The following is a 17,425-nucleotide window of genomic DNA, read 5'->3' as shown; positions in this document are numbered from 1 at the left end:
GATGTCGGACCCCCGAGCCCTCGCGGTCAACGTCGCCGCCAACACGAACGAGCCGGGGTTCCGCGGCCCCGTCTACCCGGACGGCTCCTTCGCGTACGTTCCGATCCCGGAGTCGGCGGCGACGCTGCCGCGCGAGCGGTTCCCGGTCGACGAGTCGATGCCGACGTACGGCGACCTCGATCTCCCCTTCGCCGTCCCGGCGAGCCTGCGCGAGACGCCCGTCCACGCCGACCCGGAGTTCCCGGGGGTCCACGGCCGCGAGCGCGCGACTTACGGCGACCCGTACGGGGTCAAGGCGGGCCGCATCGCTGCGCTCGGGCCCGGCGACCGGCTCCTGTTTTACGCGACGCTGACGCCGCGACCGTACGGGTGGGCGGGCCCGGGCGAGGAGCGTCCCGGCGACGCGGGCGCCGACGACCGCGACGGCGCGTGGCTCCGCGAGCGCGGGATAGCGGTCAACGACGACCTCGCGCCCGACTGGGGCGCGTACCTCTTCGCGGGGATGCGGGTCGAGCGGGTACTCTCGGGCGGAGACGAGGAAGGAGACGGCGGGGGCGTCGTCGACCGCGCGGTCGCCGCCGAGCGCGCCCCGACGAACGCGCACCTGAAGCGCGATCCGTTCGACGCCCGCGTCGTCGCGGTCGGTGACCCCGAAGCGTCGGGGCTCTTCGACCGGGTCGTCCCGCTGAGTTCGCCCGACGCCGGGAGCGAAGCGAACCCGATCGTCACCGACCTGTCGAGCGACTCCGGGAAGGGCCCGTGGTGGCGCCGCCCGATGGCCTTCGACGCGGCGGCGACGAGTCGGTTGCTGGCGCGGATCGATCGGCCCTGAGTCGGCGGGGTTCGGGTGTCAACGCAGAAATACCCAAGTATTGCCGGTGATTGCGGGAAGACAGCCTCTCCCGGAATCGAAAAAGCGCTATCGGGGCGTCTACGGCCGATTTTGTCGCCGAGGCGGTCGAATCGAAAACCGAACATATTCGGCGCCCGTAATATTTGCGCGAAGAGGGTTCCACCTCACATGTTTGTCGGTTTCGTGATTTATACCCCAAAATAAAACTATGGTGTATTCGATGTCAGACCTGAATATCTCGCACGAATACTTCACGTGGAAGCTCGTGCAGGACGTCGCGGAAGAGAAGGGGTACTTCGAGGACGAGGGGGTCGAGGCCGACCTCTCGTACTTCGCGCCGGGAACGCAGGACTTCGAAGGGGAGAACGCCTTCGACGCCGACTGGTGGGACGACATGGACGAGGACGGCGGCACCCACGGCGTCTGCGAGTGGAACGCGGTCCAGGAAGCCTCCGAGACCGACCGCGACATCGTGGGCTCGTATAGCGAGTGGGACCGCGTCGTCTTCGTCCGCGACGACGACGACGCCGAGACCATCGACGACCTGCGTGGTCGACCGATGGGGATCAACAAGTACGCCACCTCGTTCTACTCGATGCGCGAGATGCTGGAGAACGAGGGGCTCGAGGAGGACGACATCGTCTTAGAGCACGTCGGCGAGGCGGAGGAGCGCTTCGAGGCGGTCAAGGACGGCGAGGTCGACTCCATCGCGGTGCTCGAGCCGTTCGTCACCCTCGGCCGGTACGACGAGGAGCTGAAGGAGGTGTTCGACGGCCCGTGCCGCGCGGCCATCACGACGCGCGAGCAGCCCGAGCCGGAGAAGCTGGAGGGGTTCCTCGCGGCGCTGAACCGCGCCGTCGCCGACATCAACGACGACCTCGAGGGGTACACGGACCGGTACATCGAGCTGCTGGAGGACGAGGCGGCGGACAAGCCCGCCTTCGACGACGTGAACTTCGAGCGGCTCCGCGAGGAGTTCGAGCTCCGCGAGTTCCTCCCCGTGCGCGCCCCCGACGAGGAGCGGATCGACGCCACCACGGACTGGATGCGCGACAAGGGGTTCGTCCCGGACGACGCCGACGTCGGGACCGCGGAGGAGGTCGAAAACGAGGGCGTGCTCCCGGACGACGAGGCCGAGTCCGAGGAGGACGAGCCCGAGGCGACGGCGGACTGACCGATGTCGCTCGAGTCCCGCGCGGCGACCGACGACGGCGGCGACGAGCCGGACGCCCGGTCCGACGCCGCGTCGGCGGTCGGCGCCGACGCCGGCGACGCGGACCGCCGCGCCGACGACGCGGCGTCGGTCGTCGCCGACGACCTCACGAAGCGGTACGACGACACGCTCGTCTTCGACGGGCTCGACCTGTCGGTCGCCCCCGGCGAGGTCTGCTGTCTCCTCGGGCCGTCCGGCTGCGGGAAGACGACGCTGCTCCACCTCCTCGCGGGGCTCGAGGACCCGACCGACGGCCGCGTCGAGATCGACGGCGAGGCGGTGACGGGCCCCGACTACCGGTGGGGCGTCGTCTTCCAGGACCCGCTCCTCTACCCGTGGCTCTCGGTGCGCGAGAACGTCGAGATCGGTCCGCGGCTCCGCGGCGAGGAGCCGGACCCGGACCACGTCGACGAGCTGCTCGAACTGGTCGGGCTCGACGGGGTCGAGGACGCGGACACGTCCGACCTGTCCGGGGGAATGGCGCAGCGCGCGTCGCTCGCCCGGACGCTCGCCAACGAGCCCGAGGTGCTCCTCCTCGACGAGCCGTTCTCGGCGCTCGACCAGCTGACGAAGATGGAGCTCCAGGACGAACTGTTGCGGATCGTCGACGAGCTCGGCGTCACGACCGTCTTCGTCACGCACGACATCGACGAGGCGGTGTACCTCGGGGACCGCGTCGCGGTCATGGGACCGGTCCCCGCGGGCATCGAGCGCGTCGAGTCGATCGACAGCGAGACGCGGTCGCGCGGCGACGAGGCGTTCGTCGAAGAGCGCGCGGCCGTCTTCGAACACCTGGAAGCGGTGGGGATCCAATGACGCGCGATAGTCACGCGGACCGCGGCGACGCCGACCGCGACGGTGTTGAGCCCGACGACGTCGACCCCGACGTGGCCGCGAGCGCGCGCCGCCTCGTCGGCGGGAGCGGCTGGCGGAACCCCTCGGCGAAGGCCCGGACCGAGGGGCTCTCGCGCCGCGAGTTCATGAAGGAGTCCGGGCTCGCGTCGCTGGCGGCCGCGGGCGTCGGCTCGACGGCCGGCTGTTTCGGCGGCGGAGGCGGCGGGGACGGCCCGCCGACCGCGGAGATCGGCTACCTCCCGATCACGGACGCCGCGCCGCTCCTGGCCGGGTACGCGAACGACCACTTCGCGGACCACGACGTCGACGCCGCGGAGCCGACCCTGTTCCGCGGCTGGTCGGACCTCGCCGAGGCGTTCCTGGCGGGCGAGGTGAACGTCGCCCACTTCCTGATGCCGATGACCGTCTGGATGCGGTACGGGAACCAGTTGGACGCGAACGCGAAGGTCGTCGCGTGGGACCACACGGACGGCTCGGCGCTCACCGTCCAGCCCGACGTCGAGAGCTGGGACGACCTCGGCGGCGGCACCGTCGCCGTCCCGTTCTGGTACTCCATCCACAACGTCATCCTCCAGATGGGGCTGCGCGAACACGGGCTCACGCCCCGGACCGGCTCCTCGGCCGACGGGGTGGCCGACGACGAGGTGAACCTCGTCGTGACGCCGCCACCGGACATGCCGGCGGCCCTGAACAACGGCTCCATCGAGGGGTACATCGTCGCCGAGCCGTTCAACGCGATCGGCGAGCTGGAGGCCGATGGGAAGATCCTGCGCTTCACCGGCGACGTGTGGCGGGAACACGCCTGCTGCGTCGTCGTGATGCGCGAGGAGCTGGTCGAGGCGCAGCCCGAGTGGACGACCGACGTGATGAGCGGGCTCGTCGACGCGCAGCGGTACCTCCGCGAGAACCGCTCGGAGGCCGCGCAGCTGCTCTCCTCGGCGGGGAGCGGGCTGCTCCCGCAGGGGCCGGAGCCGATCGACCGCGCGCTCACCCACTACGACGAGCACGAGCCGTACCTGGAGTCGGGCGCGATACAGAACACGGAGTGGGAGTCGGACCGGATCGGCTTCTACCCGTTCCCGTACCGCTCGTACACGGAGGAGCTCGTGCGTCGCATGCGCGAGACGCGCGTCGAGGGCGAGGACGCATTCCTCGACGACCTGACGCCCGCAGAGGTCGCCGACGACCTCGTCGCGTACGACCCCGTTCGCACAGCGCTGGAAGAGGCCGGCGGCCCGCCGGCGTTCGACATCTCTGAGGACGATGGCTACGAGAGACAGGAAACGATACGGTTCTGAGCTGGTCGGGGAGAGCGGTCGTCTGCTGCCGGCGGTCGGGCTCCTCGGCGGGCTCGCCGTCTGGTGGGCGGTGACGGCGCTCGGTAGCGGCATCATCACCAACTTCGCGCCCGCGGCGGCGTTCGCCGTGCTGGCCGACCTCGTCGTCTCGCCGGCGTTCTACGACCACGTGTTCGTCAGCGTCTACCGGTTCGCGGTGGCGCTCGCGCTCAGCCTGACGGTCGGGCTCCCGATCGGCCTGGTCGTCGGGTACTTCGGCGCGGCGGAGAAGGCGACGACGGTCCTGTTCCAGTTCATGCGGATGATCTCGCCGCTTGCGTGGTTCCCGATCGCGATCATCGTCTTCGGCGTCGGGACCCGCTCGGCGGTGTTCATCATGTTCATGGCCGGCGTCTGGCCGGTCGTATTGAACACCGCGCACGGGGTGGCGACGATCGAGGACGACTGGATCACGGTCGGCGAGTCGCTCGGCGGCGACACCCGCGCGCTGCTGCGTCGGGTCGTCGTCCCGGCGGTGATCCCGGACATGCTGACCGGGGTCCGCCTGTCGATCGGAATCCTGTGGATCATCCTCGTGCCGGCGGAGATGCTCGGCGTCAACACGGGGCTCGGCTACCTCATCCTCGACGCGCGCGACCGGTTCGCGTACGCCGAGATCCCGGCTGTCATGCTGGTGATCGGCACGATCGGCTTCGCGCTCGACGCCGCCGTCCGCCGGCTCCACGCCCGGCGGACCTGGGAGTAGCGGTCGGGGCCGCTCGTTCGCGGCGCGGCACGCGACGGCCGACCGCGGCCCGACCCGCTCCCGGCGGGGCGATTTATGTGGGGCGCGGCCGTTGGTTATCACATGAGCGACGACACTAACGCGCCCGAGGCGAGCGAGGAGCGCGGCGCCCCCTCCCGGATCGGCCGGGTGCTGCTCGGGGTCGGCCTCGCCGCGCAGGCCTCCGAGGACTTCCGCGACATGGACGACACGATCGAGTACGCCGAGTCGGCGGGCGTCCCGATGCCGGATCTGGCCGCGCCGTTCGCCTCCGGCATGATGGTGGTCGCCGGAGTCGGGATCGCGCTCTGGCGGCTCCCGCGGGTTGCGACGGGCGCCGCGGTCGCGTTCCTGACCGTCGTGACCGCGACGATGCACGACTTCTGGAACGCCGACGAGGACGACAAGAGCGGCGAGCGGCTCGCCTTCTTCGGTAACCTCGCGATGCTCGGCGGCGCGCTGGTGTTCCTGCGCGAGGCGTACAAGAAGTGAGCGCAGGCGTGAAGTGGGGACCTGAGATGTTGGCTTCTCGTTTATAAATAGCTGCTCCCGGATCGGCTGAGAACACCGCCGAAGCCCCAGCCGCTCGGCGCTATGTGATCGACGACCCCGGGGTCAACACCGCCAAAGCCCCAGCCGAGAGGCGGGCGCACGCTCGCTGTGCTCCTCGTTCGTTCGCTTCGCTCACTCACTGCGGTGCTTACGTCGCCTACGGCGGCCTCCCGGCTGCCCCTTTGAATCCCACCGCGTACCGCACAGCACCTCACGCCTCCCCAGCCTCGTCGCTCACTACGTTCGCGACTCCCTCGCGCGTGCGGTCTCGCGCCCTTCGGGCGCTCACCGGCACTCGCCGCCGCGTCTTATTTTATAACATTACCAGCGTCCAGCGGGTCCTCTAACTGTCCCATCACCGCCTCCATCGCGTCGGTCGCGGTGATCAGCCCGACGACCTCGCCGTCCTCGATCACCAGAGCGAGCTCCTGTGACTCCGCCTGGAACTGGTCGAAGGCGTTGCTGACGCTCACGTCCGCCGAGACCGTCATCGGCGGGGCGGCGACGTCCGCGAACGACAGGTCGCCGTCCCGGAGCTCGTCGAAGCGGCTCACGATGGAGGGGGCGTACACGATCCCCTCGAAGTCGTTCAGGTCGTCGCCGACGAGCGGAAAGCGGCTGTGCGGAGTGTCGCGGATCCGGTCGAGGTTCTCCTCGGCGGAGGCGGTCGTCGACAGCGAGACGATCTCGTCGGCGGGGGTCAACACCTCCCGCACGGCGAGTTCGCCGACGTCGAGCGCGTTGAGGACCTCCTCGCGGCGCTCCTCGGGGAGCTCGATCTCCTCCATCATCGAGCCGAGACGGTTGCGCAGCTGTGCGCGCGTCTCTAACACCTCCTCTTCGGCCTCGGTCCACGACCCGGTCATCTCGACGCCGAACAGCCCGAGCGTCGCCTTCGCGACCCAGTCGCCGAACTTGATCAGCGGCGAGATGAGCCACGCGAACCAGTACAGCGGCCGGGAGCCGTACCGGGCGACCTGCTTCGAGCGCTCGACGCCGAGGTACGTCGGCGTCTGCTCGCCGTGGGTGAGGTGGACCATGTTGATGAGGAAGAAGCCGAGCAGCGAGCCCGCGCCGGCGGACGCGAGCGCCGTGTTCTCGAATATCGGCGCGAAAAGCGCCGCGAGCCCCGGCTCGGCGACGATACCGAGCGCGATGGAGGTCCCGGAGATCCACACCTGACAGGTCGTCAGGTAGAACTCCAGGTCGTCGGTCATCTCCCAGGCGCGGCGGAGCCCGGGTGAGTCCATCTCCGATTCGGGGTACTGACGCAGGCGCGTCAGCCCGAACTCGATCGCCACGAAGTACGCGTTGATCAGGATGAGGGCGACGCCGGCCGCCACGCGAAGACCGATCTCGCCGGGAGCCATCGCCGTCGCGAGCGGGATCATCGTGCCCACGGTCCCGGCGCGCGATTGAAAAGCGTTGAGGGACCGGGCGGCCCCGCCGGACCGAGGCCGCGCGCCGCGGCGCTACGCGTAGTCCCCGTAGGTCGGCAGCCCCTCGTCCGGGGGGAACTCCTCGACCGGGACCGTCGTCTCGTCGCCGCTCGCCATGTCCTTCACGGTGTACTCGCCGTTCTCCAAGTCGCGCTCGCCGACGACCACGACCGTCTCGGCGTTGATCGAGTCCGCGTAGCCCAGCTGCGCGCCGAACGAGCGGTCGGAGACGTCCTGCTCGACGACCACGTCGTCGCCGAGCGCGCGGAGGTCGCTCGCGAGCGCGGCGGCCTCGCTCCGGGTGTCCCCCACCGAGAGGACGTAGTAGTCGGTCGCGAGCTCCTCGTCGGGCCAGACCCCGGCCCGCTGACAGAGGAGCTTCAGGGTGGCGTGGCCCGGCGCAACGCCGACCGCGGGCGTGGGCTGGCCGCCGAAGCTCTCGATGAGGTCGTCGTAGCGGCCGCCGCCGAAGACGGAGCGGGAGACCTCGCCGGTGGAGTCGAAGCACTCGAAGACGACGCCCGTGTAGTAGTCCAGCCCGCGGGCGGTCGTCAGCGACACCTCGCAGAACTCGCCCGCGCCGAAGTCGTCCGCGGCGGCCAGCACGTTCCGGAGGTTCTCGACCGCCGCTTCCACGTCCTCGCCGCCGGCCTCGGCGACCGCGTCGAGGTCGTCGACGGTCTCGACGCCCGAGATGAGGTCGTCGAAGTCGCGCGCGGTGTCGCGGGCGAGGCCGGCGTCTGAGAGCAGGCCGACGTACTCGCCGTCGTCGACCTTCGCTCGCTTGTCGACCGCGCGGATCGCCGCCGCCGTGTCGACCGCTTCGGGGTCGGCGGCGAGCGAGCGCACGAGCCCGCCGAGGATGTCGCGGTGGGAGACGCGGAACTCGAAGTCGTCGCCGGTGAGCCCGAGGTCGGTCAGGGCGTCGGCGGCGACCGCGAGCACCTCGGCGTCGGCCTCGGGCGCCGACGAGCCGAACACGTCGACGTTCGTCTGGTAGAACTCGCGGAAGCGGCCCTGCTGGACCTGCTCGTAGCGCCAGAACGGGCGGGTGGAGACCCACTTGATCGGCTTCGACAGCTCCTGGCCCTTCGCGACGACCATCCGGGCGACGGTGGGGGTGAGCTCCGGCGTCATCGAGACGCCGCGGCCGCCCTTGTCCTCGAAGGCGTACAGCTCCTCGACGATCTCCTCGCCGGACTTGTCGACGTACATCTCCGTCCGCTCCAAGGCGGGGGTGGCGATCTCGCGGAAGCCGTGTCGGGCCGCCGCGTCCTCGATCGCGTCGGTCACCTCGCGCCGGGCGGACTGCTCGCCGGGATAGAAATCGCGGAATCCCTTGAGGCCGTCGTACATGAACGTCGGTTCGGTGAGGGCTCGCTTGAAAGCATCCCTTCCGCGCGCTCGGGCGCCGTCCGGCCGACCGGGGGCGAGGTCGGCGAACTCGGCGGCGGCGGTTACGACGTCCGGGTTCGCGGGTGGATCGGGTCCTCGTCGACGGACTCCCGTCGGTCGTTCTCCGGGGCTTCCTCCCGGTCGTCCGCCGGTTCGGCAGCGTCCGCGTCCGCCTCTCGGTCGACCGAGGGCGGGACTCGCGTCCGCGTCGCTACCGGTCGGGCGGCCGGCTCCTCGAAGGCCTCGGCGAGCGCGTCCCGTGCGTCCGCGGCGTCTCGTGGGTCGTCGACCATCGCGGCCGATCCTTGCGGACGAAGGGAGGAAACGCCGCTCGCACAGTAGCGAGGGTCTTTAACACGGGATCGGAGAACAGAGGCCCGACGCAGCGGGAGGGTCAGTCGTTCCGCCCGTGGACGTACGTCTGGTCGTGGTCCGGGAACACGTCGGTCACGGTCTCCTCGCCGTGCTCGTCCGCGATGAGCGTCCGGAGCTCGTCCTCGTAGTCCGCCTTGGGGACCTCCTCGCTCGGCCCCTGCTGGACGTCGAAGGTGGCGTCGACGAGCTGGTCGACGGCGTGGCGGCCGAACCCCGAGAGCGGCGAGATGTAGTCGATCCCGTTTCGGTCCTCGAGGCTCTGCGCCTGCGCCCGCGACACCGTCGGGACGCGGTCGTCGCGGCGCGTCCCGTCCGCGATGGCGTCGACGTCGAGCGCGGCGATGGTCTCTAACGCGTGCTCGTGGACCCGCTGGATCCCGTTCCGGGGGTACCCGTCCGCGACCATCGTCTCGGCGGCGCTCTCCGCCACCTCGCGGTCGAGGTCGACGCGCTCGAACGGGAACTCGAGCTCGGCGGCCGCCCGCTCGGCGTACTCCCAGTCGTCGGTGAGCCCGAAGCTCCCGGTGACGCAGCGGACGTCGTAGAACCGATCGAGGAGGTGAGCGGCGAGCGAGGAGTCTTTCCCGCCGCTGTACAGCAGCGCGAGCTCCATCTACCGTCGCTGGATATCGAAGCTCTGCTGTTCGGGCTGGAGCTCCTTGAGGAGCTCGCGCATCTGGTCCTCGTCGATCTGTCCCTGGACCCGTCCGCTCTGTGCCAGCGCGGCGACCTGCTGTTTCACCTTCTCGCCGAACTCGGGTTTCGACATCGCGACCGCGTTGAGCCGCTGGCGCGCGCCGTCGGTGAGGTGCTGTTTCAGCACCGCTTCCTGCTGGGCCTCGGCGCGCTCTTGGGCCTCCTGCTGGGCCTCGGCGTCGCCGCCGCCGCCCTGCTTGCGCTCGCGGAGCTCTTCCATCTTCTTCTCTCGCAGTTCTTCGAGTCGTTCGTCGTCGGGGTTGCCGCTCATACACGCCCGTTCTCGGTCCGTGCGAAAAACCATTTCGGCGGTCGCGACCGCCCGTCTCGACCGGAACCGGTGTCGCGGTCGGCGGCACCCGGTCGACACGGTCCGCGCCGCTTAAACGGATCCTCGGCGTAGCCGGAGCCAATGAGCGAGTCGCGGGAGTTCTGTCCGCGCTGCGGCGACCCGGTCCCCGAGCGGCGCGACCCCCTCCCGGGCGAGCCGCGCGGGCGAGACGCGCTGCTCTGTGACGACTGCTACTTCGAGGACTTCGACTTGGTCGACGCGCCCGACCGGATCGAGGTGCTGGTGTGTTCCGGCTGCGGCGCCGTCAGGCGCGGCGAGTCGTGGCGCGACGTCGGCGCGCGCGACTACACCGACGTCGCCGTCGACGAGGTCGCGGAGGCGCTCGGCGTCCACGTCGACGCCGAGGACGTGGAGTGGGGCGTCGAGCCCGAGCAGGTCGACGAGAACAACGTGCGGATGCACTGCCGCTTCTCGGGCGTGGTGCGCGGCACGCTCCGCTCGGCGGAGGTGACGGTCCCCGTGAAGATCTCGCGGGGGACCTGCGACCGCTGCGGGCGCATCGCCGGGGGGTACTACGCCGGGATCGTTCAGGTCCGCGCGGACGAGCGCGACCTCACGCCGGCGGAGCGCGCGGCGGCCCTCGACATCGCCGAGGCGTACGTGGCCGACCAGGAGGCCGACGGCGACCGCGAGGCGTTCATCACCGAAGTGAACGAGACGGACGACGGACCGGACATCAAGCTCTCCTCCAACCGGCTCGCGCAGAACGTCGCGACGCGGATCACGGAGTCGCTCGGCGGGAGCTTCGAGTCGTACCCGACGCTCGTCACCGAGGACGGCGACGGCAACGAGGTGTACCGCGTCACGTTCGCGGTCCGGCTCCCGAAGTACGCGGCAGGCGAGATCGTCGACCCCGAGGACGGCGACGGGCCGGTCCTCGTCACCGGCGTCTCCGGCCGCCTCCAGGGCGTTCGGCTCGCGACCGGCGAGGAGTACACCTCCGCGTTCGCTGACGCGGAGGCGCCCGACGCGACCCGGCTCGGCACCCGGGCGGACGCGACGGAGACGACGGTGGTGACCGTGGAAGACGAGAACGCGATCCAGGTACTCGACCCGGTCACCTACGAGGCGAAGACGGTCCCGAACCCCGCGTTCGTCGACGACGGCGCCGAGTCGGTACTCGCCTTCGAACACGACGGCGACGTCCACCTCGTGCCCGAAGCGGGGACGGAGCCGGCCGCAACGTCACCGCGAAGCCGGGACTAGCGCCTTCCCCGCGGACCGGGTCGAACTCGTCTTGAGCGTTGCCCGCAGGAGAGACGAAACTGATCGTTCGTGGGAAGAGCGTCGCGAAAGCGGTCGGGCGCGTCGACGCGCCAGCGGGGACGTGTCGTCGGTCAGTCGGCGCGGGCGGGCCGTTCGCGGCCGAGGGCTGCGGCGCGCTCGGAATCGGTTACCTCGATGCCGCGGCGTTCGAGCTGCTCGATGAATTCGGCCTCGCTCAGCCCTGCCTGTGCGGCCGCCTGCGACAGCGTCAGGGTTCGCGCACCGTACAGCGTCAGCGCACTCGACAGCCCGTTCGTGGCCATACACCCAGTAGTCGCGTGAGGGATTATGAAGGTTACTACTTCATTGAGGGGCCTAGTACACCTTATACGATATATATTGACAGACGATCGGTACGGAGAGACTAATACAGTCCGCCTCTCGCTCCCCTCGCCCGCAGGAATTATACCGCTCTACGGCCGACACCCGGACATGGACAGACAACAGGTCATGGCCCTGTTCTTCGCGTTTCTCATGCTGAGCTCGATGGTCGCGTACGGCGTCTCGCTGCTGTGACGGCCGCCTCGCGATAGCCCCCTGTCAGCCGTCGCCCCACACGTCCGACAGGGGGTGGTCCTTCCGTCGGTCCGCGTCCCGCTCGGAGCGGGTCCGGACCGACTCGCCGTCGGCCGTGCCGCTGTCAGCGGTCGGGTCGCCGCCGCCGGCCTCCGAGTCGCCGTCGCCGCGAGACGAGCGACCCGCGTTCCCGCGCTCTGACCCGCCCGACCGTCGACTTCGCCGCCGCCCCGTTCCCGCGCCGTTCGAGGGCGACGCGTCGATTCCGGCGAGCGCGGCCTCGGGGTCGAACGCCGGCAGCGACGGGGGCGTCATCGCGTCGATCTGATCGCGGAACCACGACGGCGTGTCGGCCTCGGCGCGCTCGAACAGGTCGAGCAGGGAGTCGTCCGCGAGGTACGTCGCGCCGTAGTCGTCGGGCGACCGGACGACCCGGCCGCACGCCTGGATGACCGTGCGCAGTGCCGTGCGGTGGTACCACGCCCACTGGCCGTCTTCGAGCCGGCGGGCGACCCGCGAGTCGTTCGTGTTCCGATACGGCGCCTTACACACCACCTGCCATCGACACAGGGCGTCCTTCAGGTCCAGCGCCTCCTCCATCTTCACGGAGACGAACACCTCCGGGTCCGAGCTCGACTTCCACGCCTCCAGCTCCGCGTCGCGATTCTGCCGATCGTGGCGCCTGACGCGCGCGGCGACGCCGAACTCGCCGAGGCGCTCGGTGAGCCGCTCGGCGATGTCGTACGAGTGCGCGTGGACGAGCCCCTTCTCGTCGGGATGTTCCGCCATCAGTCGGACGATCAGCCGGGCGATCTTCGGCACCGTCTCGTCGCGGTGCTCGTACGTCATCGACCCCTGCGTCACGTCGTACAGCGGGCGGTTCGCGAGCGGGAACGTGTGCTCGACGTCGACGAGGGCGACGTCGGCGGGGTCGAGCCCGACGCCGCGGCAGAACGCCTCCTTCGAGAGGATCGTCGCCGACAGCAGCGCGAACCGGTTGCCGCGGTCCCACACCGTGTGCCTGAGGTACCGCGCGGGGTCGAGCGGCTTGATCGCTATCGTCGACTCCTCGCCGCCCGGCTGGTCGACGACCCACGTGGTCGGCGTCTCCGGATCGCGGTAATCCTCGAGGAACCAGCCGAGCTCGCCGATGAGTTCCTGAAGGCGGTCGCGTCGGGCGACCTCCTCGCGGTCGAGTTCCGGTCGCCCGACCAGCTCGTCTTTCGCGCGGATCGACACGTCGCGGAGGGTCTCGACGAACCGCGCGGTCCGGTCTATCGCGTCCTCCTCCGGGCCGGCGTCGGCCGCGACGTCGGGGACGCCGACGTCGTCCCACACCGGGACGCGCTCGGGCGAGATCTCGATGGTGGCGTACATCTCGGCCCACTCCGCGAGCCCGTGCGCCTCGTCGATCACGACCACGTCGCGCTTGCGGAACACCTCGGAGCCGGCGGTGCGCATGAAGTACGCGAGCGTCATGGCGGCGAAGCGGTTCCCGGAGGCGATGGCGCGGTCGGAGAAGTACGGACAGCGGTGCCGGATCGAGCAGTCGAACCCCTGCTGGCGCGCGCAGGGCGCGCGGTTCACGGGCGTGTCGTGCTCGCCCGGGAGCACGCAGTCGTAGTTCGACTTCCCGCGGATCACCGCGAGGTCGTCGAGCAGGTCGTCGGCCGCGACGTCGTCGATCTGCGACACCTGCGGGGTCGTGTAGTAGGCGCCGGTCGCCTCGCTCGGCGCCGCCTCGCCCGCGGTCTCGGCCGCGCCCATGATCGCCCGGGCGAGCAGCGACTTGCCGCTGCCCGTCGGCGCGCGCACCAGCACGACCCGGTTGCCCGCCGCGAAGGCGTCGCGGATGTCGTCGAGGGCCCGCTCCTGTGCGCCGCGGAAGCTCGGCGCGGGAAATTCGTCGGGGATCCGGCTCGAGTCCACACGACGCCCTCGCGCGCTGTCGGAATTAAACCCTCGCTTGGCGGCCGCCGTCGACCGAGCCGGCGACGGCGGGGCGGGCTCGGAGCGCGGTCACGCCTGCCCGTGCGTCTCGATGTTCTCCCAGACGATCGCCATCAGCTCGCCGGTCTTCGTCACGAGGTCCTCGACGGCGTCCTCGTCGACCCCGGCGGCCGACGCGCAGCCGAGGTCGCGGATCGCCTTCGTCGCCGACACGTGGTGGACGTGGACGCGGTCGTCGCCGGCGCGCTCGTACACGACGGTGGTACACGGAAGCATTCCCGCCAGGGTGGGGTCGATGCGCAGCGCGTCGTACGCGATTTCGGGGTGGCAGACGACGATCAGCGCCGTCCGCTCCACGTCGTCGTGGCCGAGCATCCCCTCGATCATCTCGTCGAGCCGCGTGACGCGCACCGTCTCGAAGTCGGCGAGCTCGTGTTCGAGCTGGACGAACGGCACCGCGTCCTCGAAGGGAATGTCGACGGTCGTGTGGAGCGCCTCGTCGGCGGTCGGCGCGGGGAGTGCGGCGTCGCTCATGAGAATTTCTCACATGCTACCCGGTAAAGTCCGTTTCGCCCTCCCAACACCTGCCGCTACCTTCGACGGGGAACTGCGACGCCGGGGCGCCGTCGCCCGACCGAGACGGACTCTGTCCGGCGGCCGCCCGTCGGGCGATGCGTGATCGAGTTCGAGCGGGCGGCCCGGCTACTGTACGTCATCTGCGCGCTGGACGGCTCCCCGTTCGTCTGGTCGCGGCGCTGGCGCGGAGACGCGGCGGGATTCGAGCAGGAGGCGGTGTCGGTCGACAGCGGGGAAGCCGACGGCCGCGACCGAAGGGAGGCTCAGGGGACGCGCGACCGATAGGTTCGAGCCGCGCTCGTCGGGGTCACTCGCTTCGTCGAAGAAATGCTCCGGCTGGGATTCGAACCCAGGTCATCACCGTGAGAGGGTGATATGATTGGCCGGACTACACCACCAGAGCACGTCCGTTCGTCGCAATCTACGGTAGGAAAGACGATAGTAAAACAGTTCCGTTTCGACGCCGCCGTGCTCCGGTTTATCGTGGCGAGCCGCGTTCAGACGTCGACGGCGAACGGCTCCGGTCCGGGCTCGACGTCGCCCGCCGCCGCGCCGATCGCGGCGAGGAGGTCCGCGACCCCGTCGAGGTCGGTCGCGTCGATCACCTCGACCGGCGTGTGCATGTACCGGTTCGGGATCGAGACGTTGAGCGCGGGGGTTCCGCCCCGCACCGTGTAGAACGCGTCCGCGTCGGTGCCGGTGCGGGTGCCGGCGGCCTGAAGTTGGACGTCGACGTCGGCGGTCGCGGCCGCGTCGCGCGCGAGGTCGACGAGGACCGGGTGGTTCGCGCTGCCGCGTCCGATCACCGGACCGGCGCCGAGTTCGATCGGGCCGCGGCGCTCGCGGTCGACGTCCGGGTTGTCGGTGGCGTGCGTGACGTCGACCGCGACGAACGCGTCGACGTCCTCGAGGTCGACGCCGACCATCTGAGCGCCCCGGAGACCGACCTCCTCCTGAACGGTCGAAACCGCGTAGACGGTGGCGTCGACGTCCGCCTCGGTAGCCCGGCGAAGCCCCTCCGCGGCCGCCCACGCGCCGGCCCGGTTGTCGACTCCGCGGGCGGCGAGTCGGTCGCCGGCGAGGTCGCGAACGCCCGTCGAGAAGGTGACCGGGTCGCCGATCTCGACGCGGTCGCGCGCCTCCTCGGCGTCGTCGACGCCGATGTCGACGAACTGGCCGGCCACGTCCTCGTACTCGTCGTCGCCGCCGTCGCGGAGGTGGATCGCGGTCTGTCCGATGACCCCCTGGACCGGCTCCTCGGCGTGGACCGTGACGTGCTGGCCCTTCGAGACGGTGCGGTCGGCGCCGCCGATCCGCGCGATCCGGAGGAACCCCTCGTCGAGCACGTCGCGGACGATGAACCCGATCTCGTCGGCGTGGCCGGTGACGGCGACCGTCGGCGCGTCCGGGTCGCCCTCGTAGACCGCCGCGGCGTTGCCGTAGGCGTCGATGTCGACCCGGTCCGCGAACGCGTCGACGTAGTCGGTCCAGACCCGCTGGGCGGCCGTCTCGAACCCCGAGGGGCTCGGCGTCGCGAGGAGGTCGTCGAGGAACGCTCGGCGCTCGTCGTCCATGGACGAGGCTGTCGGCCGGCGAGCAAGAAAACACCGATATCGGGGATCCGCTCCGGAGGCCGGCGACGGCCGATCGGTACGGGGCCGACCGACGCAAGCGCTTTGGGGCGCCCGCCCGTCCGATCGACATGGACATCCTCCGAAGCGTCCGGGCGGTCGCCGAGGCCGAGGGGCCGGGCGTCGTCGACTGGGACCGGGCCGCGGCGGCCGCGAAGCGCGCCACGGACCCCGGATCGATCGCGCTCACCGACGCGGAGCGTGCCGGGTACGCGACCGACGTCCGCGACGCCCGATCGCGGCTGGCCGCGGTGGCGGGGATCGACTTCGACGTCCCCGACGCCGTCGAGGTCCAGAACCGACACCACTGGATCGACGCGAGCGTCGGCACCTTCCGACGCGTGATGGACCCGATCGAGGCGGCCGCGGTCGGCGACGGCGAGGAGGTCGGAGCGGTCGGGAATCCCGGGGCCGACTCGCTCGACGTGATGCCGGACAGCGCGCCCGGACCGATCGGGCCCGCGCCCGGCGCCGCGTTCGCGCGGGACCTCTCGCGGGTCGCCAACACGGGGTCGATGGCGTTCGCGCTGGGGTTCCTCGCGCGCAACGTCCTCGGTCAGTACGACCCGCTCCTGCTCGCTGACGAGCCGGACGCCGACCACGGGCTCTACTTCGTTCACCCGAACATCGTCGCGGTCGCGGACGCCTTAGACGTGGAGTACCCCCGGTTCCGCCGGTGGATCGCGTTCCACGAGGTGACCCACGCCGCCGAGTTCGGCGCGGCCCCGTGGCTCCCCGAGTACCTGGAGTCGCGCGTCGAGCGCGGGATCGAAGGGATGGTCGGCGGCGCTGGCGGCGTCGAGGGAACGGCCGGACGCGGGCTCGACCCCGACGCGTTCGCGGAGCTTCAGACCGCGATGACCGCGGTCGAGGGGTACGCAGAGGTGCTGATGGACCGCGCGTTCGACGACGAGTACGCGGACCTCCGGCGGAAACTGGACGAGCGCCGCGGCGGCGGCGGACCGGTGCGCCGACTCGCGCAGCGCCTCCTCGGGCTCGGCCTCAAGCGCCGCCAGTACGAGCGCGGCGCCGCCTTCTTCCGGCACGTCGCCGACGCGCGCGGCATCGAGGCCGCGGGCGCCGTCTGGGAGCGCGCCGAGAACCTCCCGACCGCCGCGGAGATCGACGACCCCGAGGCGTGGCTCGTCCGGGTCGACCCCTGAGCGCGGGGCGAGTCACTCCAGTTCGAGGTCCCGTTCCCGGGGTTCCTCGCCCCGGTCGGACTCGATCCGGTCGAACCGCTCGTCGAGGTCCTCGGTCGCGAGCAGGCGGTCGAGTCTGCGCTCGAACTCGGCCTCGTCGATCTCGCCGGTCGCGTACCGCTCGCGCAGCGCCGCGACCGGGTGGTCGGCCGCCGTCGCGTTCGTCGATCCGACGGTCTCGTCGGCAGGGGCCGCATCGTCGTCCGACGCGACGAGCGGGAAGTCCTCGCCGAGCACCAACACCAACGGGATCAGGATGAAGAACCCGGTGATGAACACGGCGGGGATCAGCGCTCCCAGGACGGTCGGGAGGAGGACGGCGAGAAGCGACGTGAGCCCGAACGAGAGGATCGCGATGAGGCCGATGAGCCGCTTCTTCTCGAACGTGGGGAGGGCCATGTGTCACGTACGCTGTCGCGCTGACAAAAGCGTACTGCCGGGGTGAGAGCCTCGACCGCCGGGCCGGTGTTCGCCCGCCCGCGACCGACGGCTA

General features: G+C 70.6%; 20 protein-coding genes and 1 tRNA gene. 10 read left to right on the top strand and 11 right to left on the bottom strand.

Going from position 1 to position 17,425, the window contains the following annotated elements; translation table 11 throughout:
• Position 1: 1 nt before the first annotated feature.
• From BM286_RS03000 to BM286_RS02975, 6 genes are all read left to right on the top strand, one after another.
• Entirely contained in the window at positions 2 to 832 is an 831-nt protein-coding gene (locus tag BM286_RS03000) for an Nmad3 family putative nucleotide modification protein (protein WP_092920105.1), read from the top strand.
• Positions 833 to 1,073: 241 nt separating this feature from the next.
• Positions 1,074 to 2,027, top strand: a complete 954-nt coding sequence (locus BM286_RS02995; RefSeq protein WP_167603297.1) for an ABC transporter substrate-binding protein — start codon at positions 1,074 to 1,076, stop codon at positions 2,025 to 2,027.
• A gap of 3 nt (positions 2,028 to 2,030) precedes the next feature.
• Positions 2,031 to 2,882: an ABC transporter ATP-binding protein gene (locus tag BM286_RS02990; RefSeq protein WP_092920103.1), complete on the top strand. Its 852-nt coding sequence runs from the start codon at positions 2,031 to 2,033 to the stop codon at positions 2,880 to 2,882.
• Positions 2,879 to 4,219: an ABC transporter substrate-binding protein gene (locus tag BM286_RS02985; protein WP_217265860.1), complete on the top strand. Its 1,341-nt coding sequence runs from the start codon at positions 2,879 to 2,881 to the stop codon at positions 4,217 to 4,219. Before BM286_RS02990 ends, BM286_RS02985 begins: the two co-directional genes overlap by 4 nt.
• Positions 4,185 to 4,964 carry an ABC transporter permease gene (locus tag BM286_RS02980; RefSeq protein WP_092920102.1) on the top strand — a complete coding sequence of 260 codons (780 nt, stop codon included), beginning with the start codon at positions 4,185 to 4,187 and terminating at the stop codon, positions 4,962 to 4,964. The genes BM286_RS02985 and BM286_RS02980 overlap by 35 nt, the downstream gene beginning before the upstream one ends.
• A gap of 102 nt (positions 4,965 to 5,066) precedes the next feature.
• Positions 5,067 to 5,474 carry a DoxX family protein gene (locus BM286_RS02975; protein ID WP_092920101.1) on the top strand — a complete coding sequence of 136 codons (408 nt, stop codon included), beginning with the start codon at positions 5,067 to 5,069 and terminating at the stop codon, positions 5,472 to 5,474.
• A 368-nt stretch (positions 5,475 to 5,842) separates the two neighbouring features.
• Here BM286_RS02975 and BM286_RS02970 read toward each other — a convergent pair whose 3' ends face one another.
• From BM286_RS02970 to BM286_RS02950, 5 genes are all read right to left on the bottom strand, one after another.
• Positions 5,843 to 6,925: a CNNM domain-containing protein gene (locus BM286_RS02970; RefSeq protein ID WP_092920100.1), complete on the bottom strand. Its 1,083-nt coding sequence runs from the start codon at positions 6,923 to 6,925 to the stop codon at positions 5,843 to 5,845.
• A gap of 81 nt (positions 6,926 to 7,006) precedes the next feature.
• A complete protein-coding gene (gene hisS / locus BM286_RS02965; RefSeq protein ID WP_092920099.1) occupies positions 7,007 to 8,329 on the bottom strand; it encodes a histidine--tRNA ligase in 1,323 nt (440 codons plus the stop codon).
• Positions 8,330 to 8,430: 101 nt separating this feature from the next.
• On the bottom strand, positions 8,431 to 8,661 hold the full coding sequence (locus BM286_RS02960) for a hypothetical protein (protein WP_092920098.1): 231 nt from the start codon (positions 8,659 to 8,661) through the stop codon (positions 8,431 to 8,433).
• 101 nt (positions 8,662 to 8,762) lie between these two features.
• The gene (locus tag BM286_RS02955) at positions 8,763 to 9,356 is read right to left on the bottom strand and encodes a DUF7411 family protein (RefSeq protein WP_092920097.1); all 594 of its coding nucleotides are present in this window, start codon (positions 9,354 to 9,356) and stop codon (positions 8,763 to 8,765) included.
• Entirely contained in the window at positions 9,357 to 9,710 is a 354-nt protein-coding gene (locus BM286_RS02950; protein ID WP_092920096.1) for a DNA-binding protein, read from the bottom strand.
• A 141-nt stretch (positions 9,711 to 9,851) separates the two neighbouring features.
• On the opposite strand from BM286_RS02950, the gene BM286_RS02945 reads away from it, so the two are divergent.
• Positions 9,852 to 10,997 carry a 60S ribosomal export protein NMD3 gene (locus BM286_RS02945; protein ID WP_092920095.1) on the top strand — a complete coding sequence of 382 codons (1,146 nt, stop codon included), beginning with the start codon at positions 9,852 to 9,854 and terminating at the stop codon, positions 10,995 to 10,997.
• A gap of 131 nt (positions 10,998 to 11,128) precedes the next feature.
• Here the strand turns inward: BM286_RS02945 and BM286_RS02940 are convergent, their stop codons facing one another.
• Positions 11,129 to 11,320: a UPF0175 family protein gene (locus tag BM286_RS02940; RefSeq protein WP_092920094.1), complete on the bottom strand. Its 192-nt coding sequence runs from the start codon at positions 11,318 to 11,320 to the stop codon at positions 11,129 to 11,131.
• 76 nt (positions 11,321 to 11,396) lie between these two features.
• Here BM286_RS02940 and BM286_RS15415 point away from each other — a divergent pair, with 76 nt between their 5' ends.
• A complete protein-coding gene (locus tag BM286_RS15415) occupies positions 11,397 to 11,573 on the top strand; it encodes a hypothetical protein (protein WP_167603295.1) in 177 nt (58 codons plus the stop codon).
• Between the two features lie 24 nt (positions 11,574 to 11,597).
• Here BM286_RS15415 and BM286_RS02935 read toward each other — a convergent pair whose 3' ends face one another.
• Both BM286_RS02935 and BM286_RS02930 read right to left on the bottom strand, forming a co-directional pair.
• Positions 11,598 to 13,502: a helicase C-terminal domain-containing protein gene (locus BM286_RS02935; protein ID WP_092920093.1), complete on the bottom strand. Its 1,905-nt coding sequence runs from the start codon at positions 13,500 to 13,502 to the stop codon at positions 11,598 to 11,600.
• 90 nt (positions 13,503 to 13,592) lie between these two features.
• Positions 13,593 to 14,057: a DUF302 domain-containing protein gene (locus BM286_RS02930; protein WP_092920092.1), complete on the bottom strand. Its 465-nt coding sequence runs from the start codon at positions 14,055 to 14,057 to the stop codon at positions 13,593 to 13,595.
• A gap of 141 nt (positions 14,058 to 14,198) precedes the next feature.
• Between BM286_RS02930 and BM286_RS02925 the strand changes: the two genes are divergently transcribed.
• Complete coding sequence (locus BM286_RS02925) at positions 14,199 to 14,384, top strand: hypothetical protein (RefSeq protein WP_092920091.1); 186 nt, start codon at positions 14,199 to 14,201, stop codon at positions 14,382 to 14,384.
• Positions 14,385 to 14,427: 43 nt separating this feature from the next.
• Here BM286_RS02925 and BM286_RS02920 read toward each other — a convergent pair.
• Positions 14,428 to 14,502 (bottom strand) — tRNA-Glu (locus tag BM286_RS02920).
• Positions 14,503 to 14,596: 94 nt separating this feature from the next.
• A complete protein-coding gene (locus BM286_RS02915; protein WP_092920090.1) occupies positions 14,597 to 15,673 on the bottom strand; it encodes a zinc-binding metallopeptidase family protein in 1,077 nt (358 codons plus the stop codon).
• Positions 15,674 to 15,801: 128 nt separating this feature from the next.
• Here BM286_RS02915 and BM286_RS02910 point away from each other — a divergent pair, with 128 nt between their 5' ends.
• Complete coding sequence (locus tag BM286_RS02910) at positions 15,802 to 16,893, top strand: zinc-dependent metalloprotease (RefSeq protein ID WP_092920089.1); 1,092 nt, start codon at positions 15,802 to 15,804, stop codon at positions 16,891 to 16,893.
• A gap of 12 nt (positions 16,894 to 16,905) precedes the next feature.
• Here BM286_RS02910 and BM286_RS02905 read toward each other — a convergent pair whose 3' ends face one another.
• Entirely contained in the window at positions 16,906 to 17,331 is a 426-nt protein-coding gene (locus BM286_RS02905; RefSeq protein WP_092920088.1) for an SHOCT domain-containing protein, read from the bottom strand.
• Between the last annotated feature and the right edge of the window lie 94 nt (positions 17,332 to 17,425).

Source organism: Halorubrum sodomense (assembly GCF_900111935.1).
In the GTDB taxonomy this organism is placed as follows: domain Archaea; phylum Halobacteriota; class Halobacteria; order Halobacteriales; family Haloferacaceae; genus Halorubrum; species Halorubrum sodomense.
The sequence above is the reverse complement of the archived record's forward strand: the minus strand, read 5'-3'. Positions and strand labels throughout refer to the sequence as shown.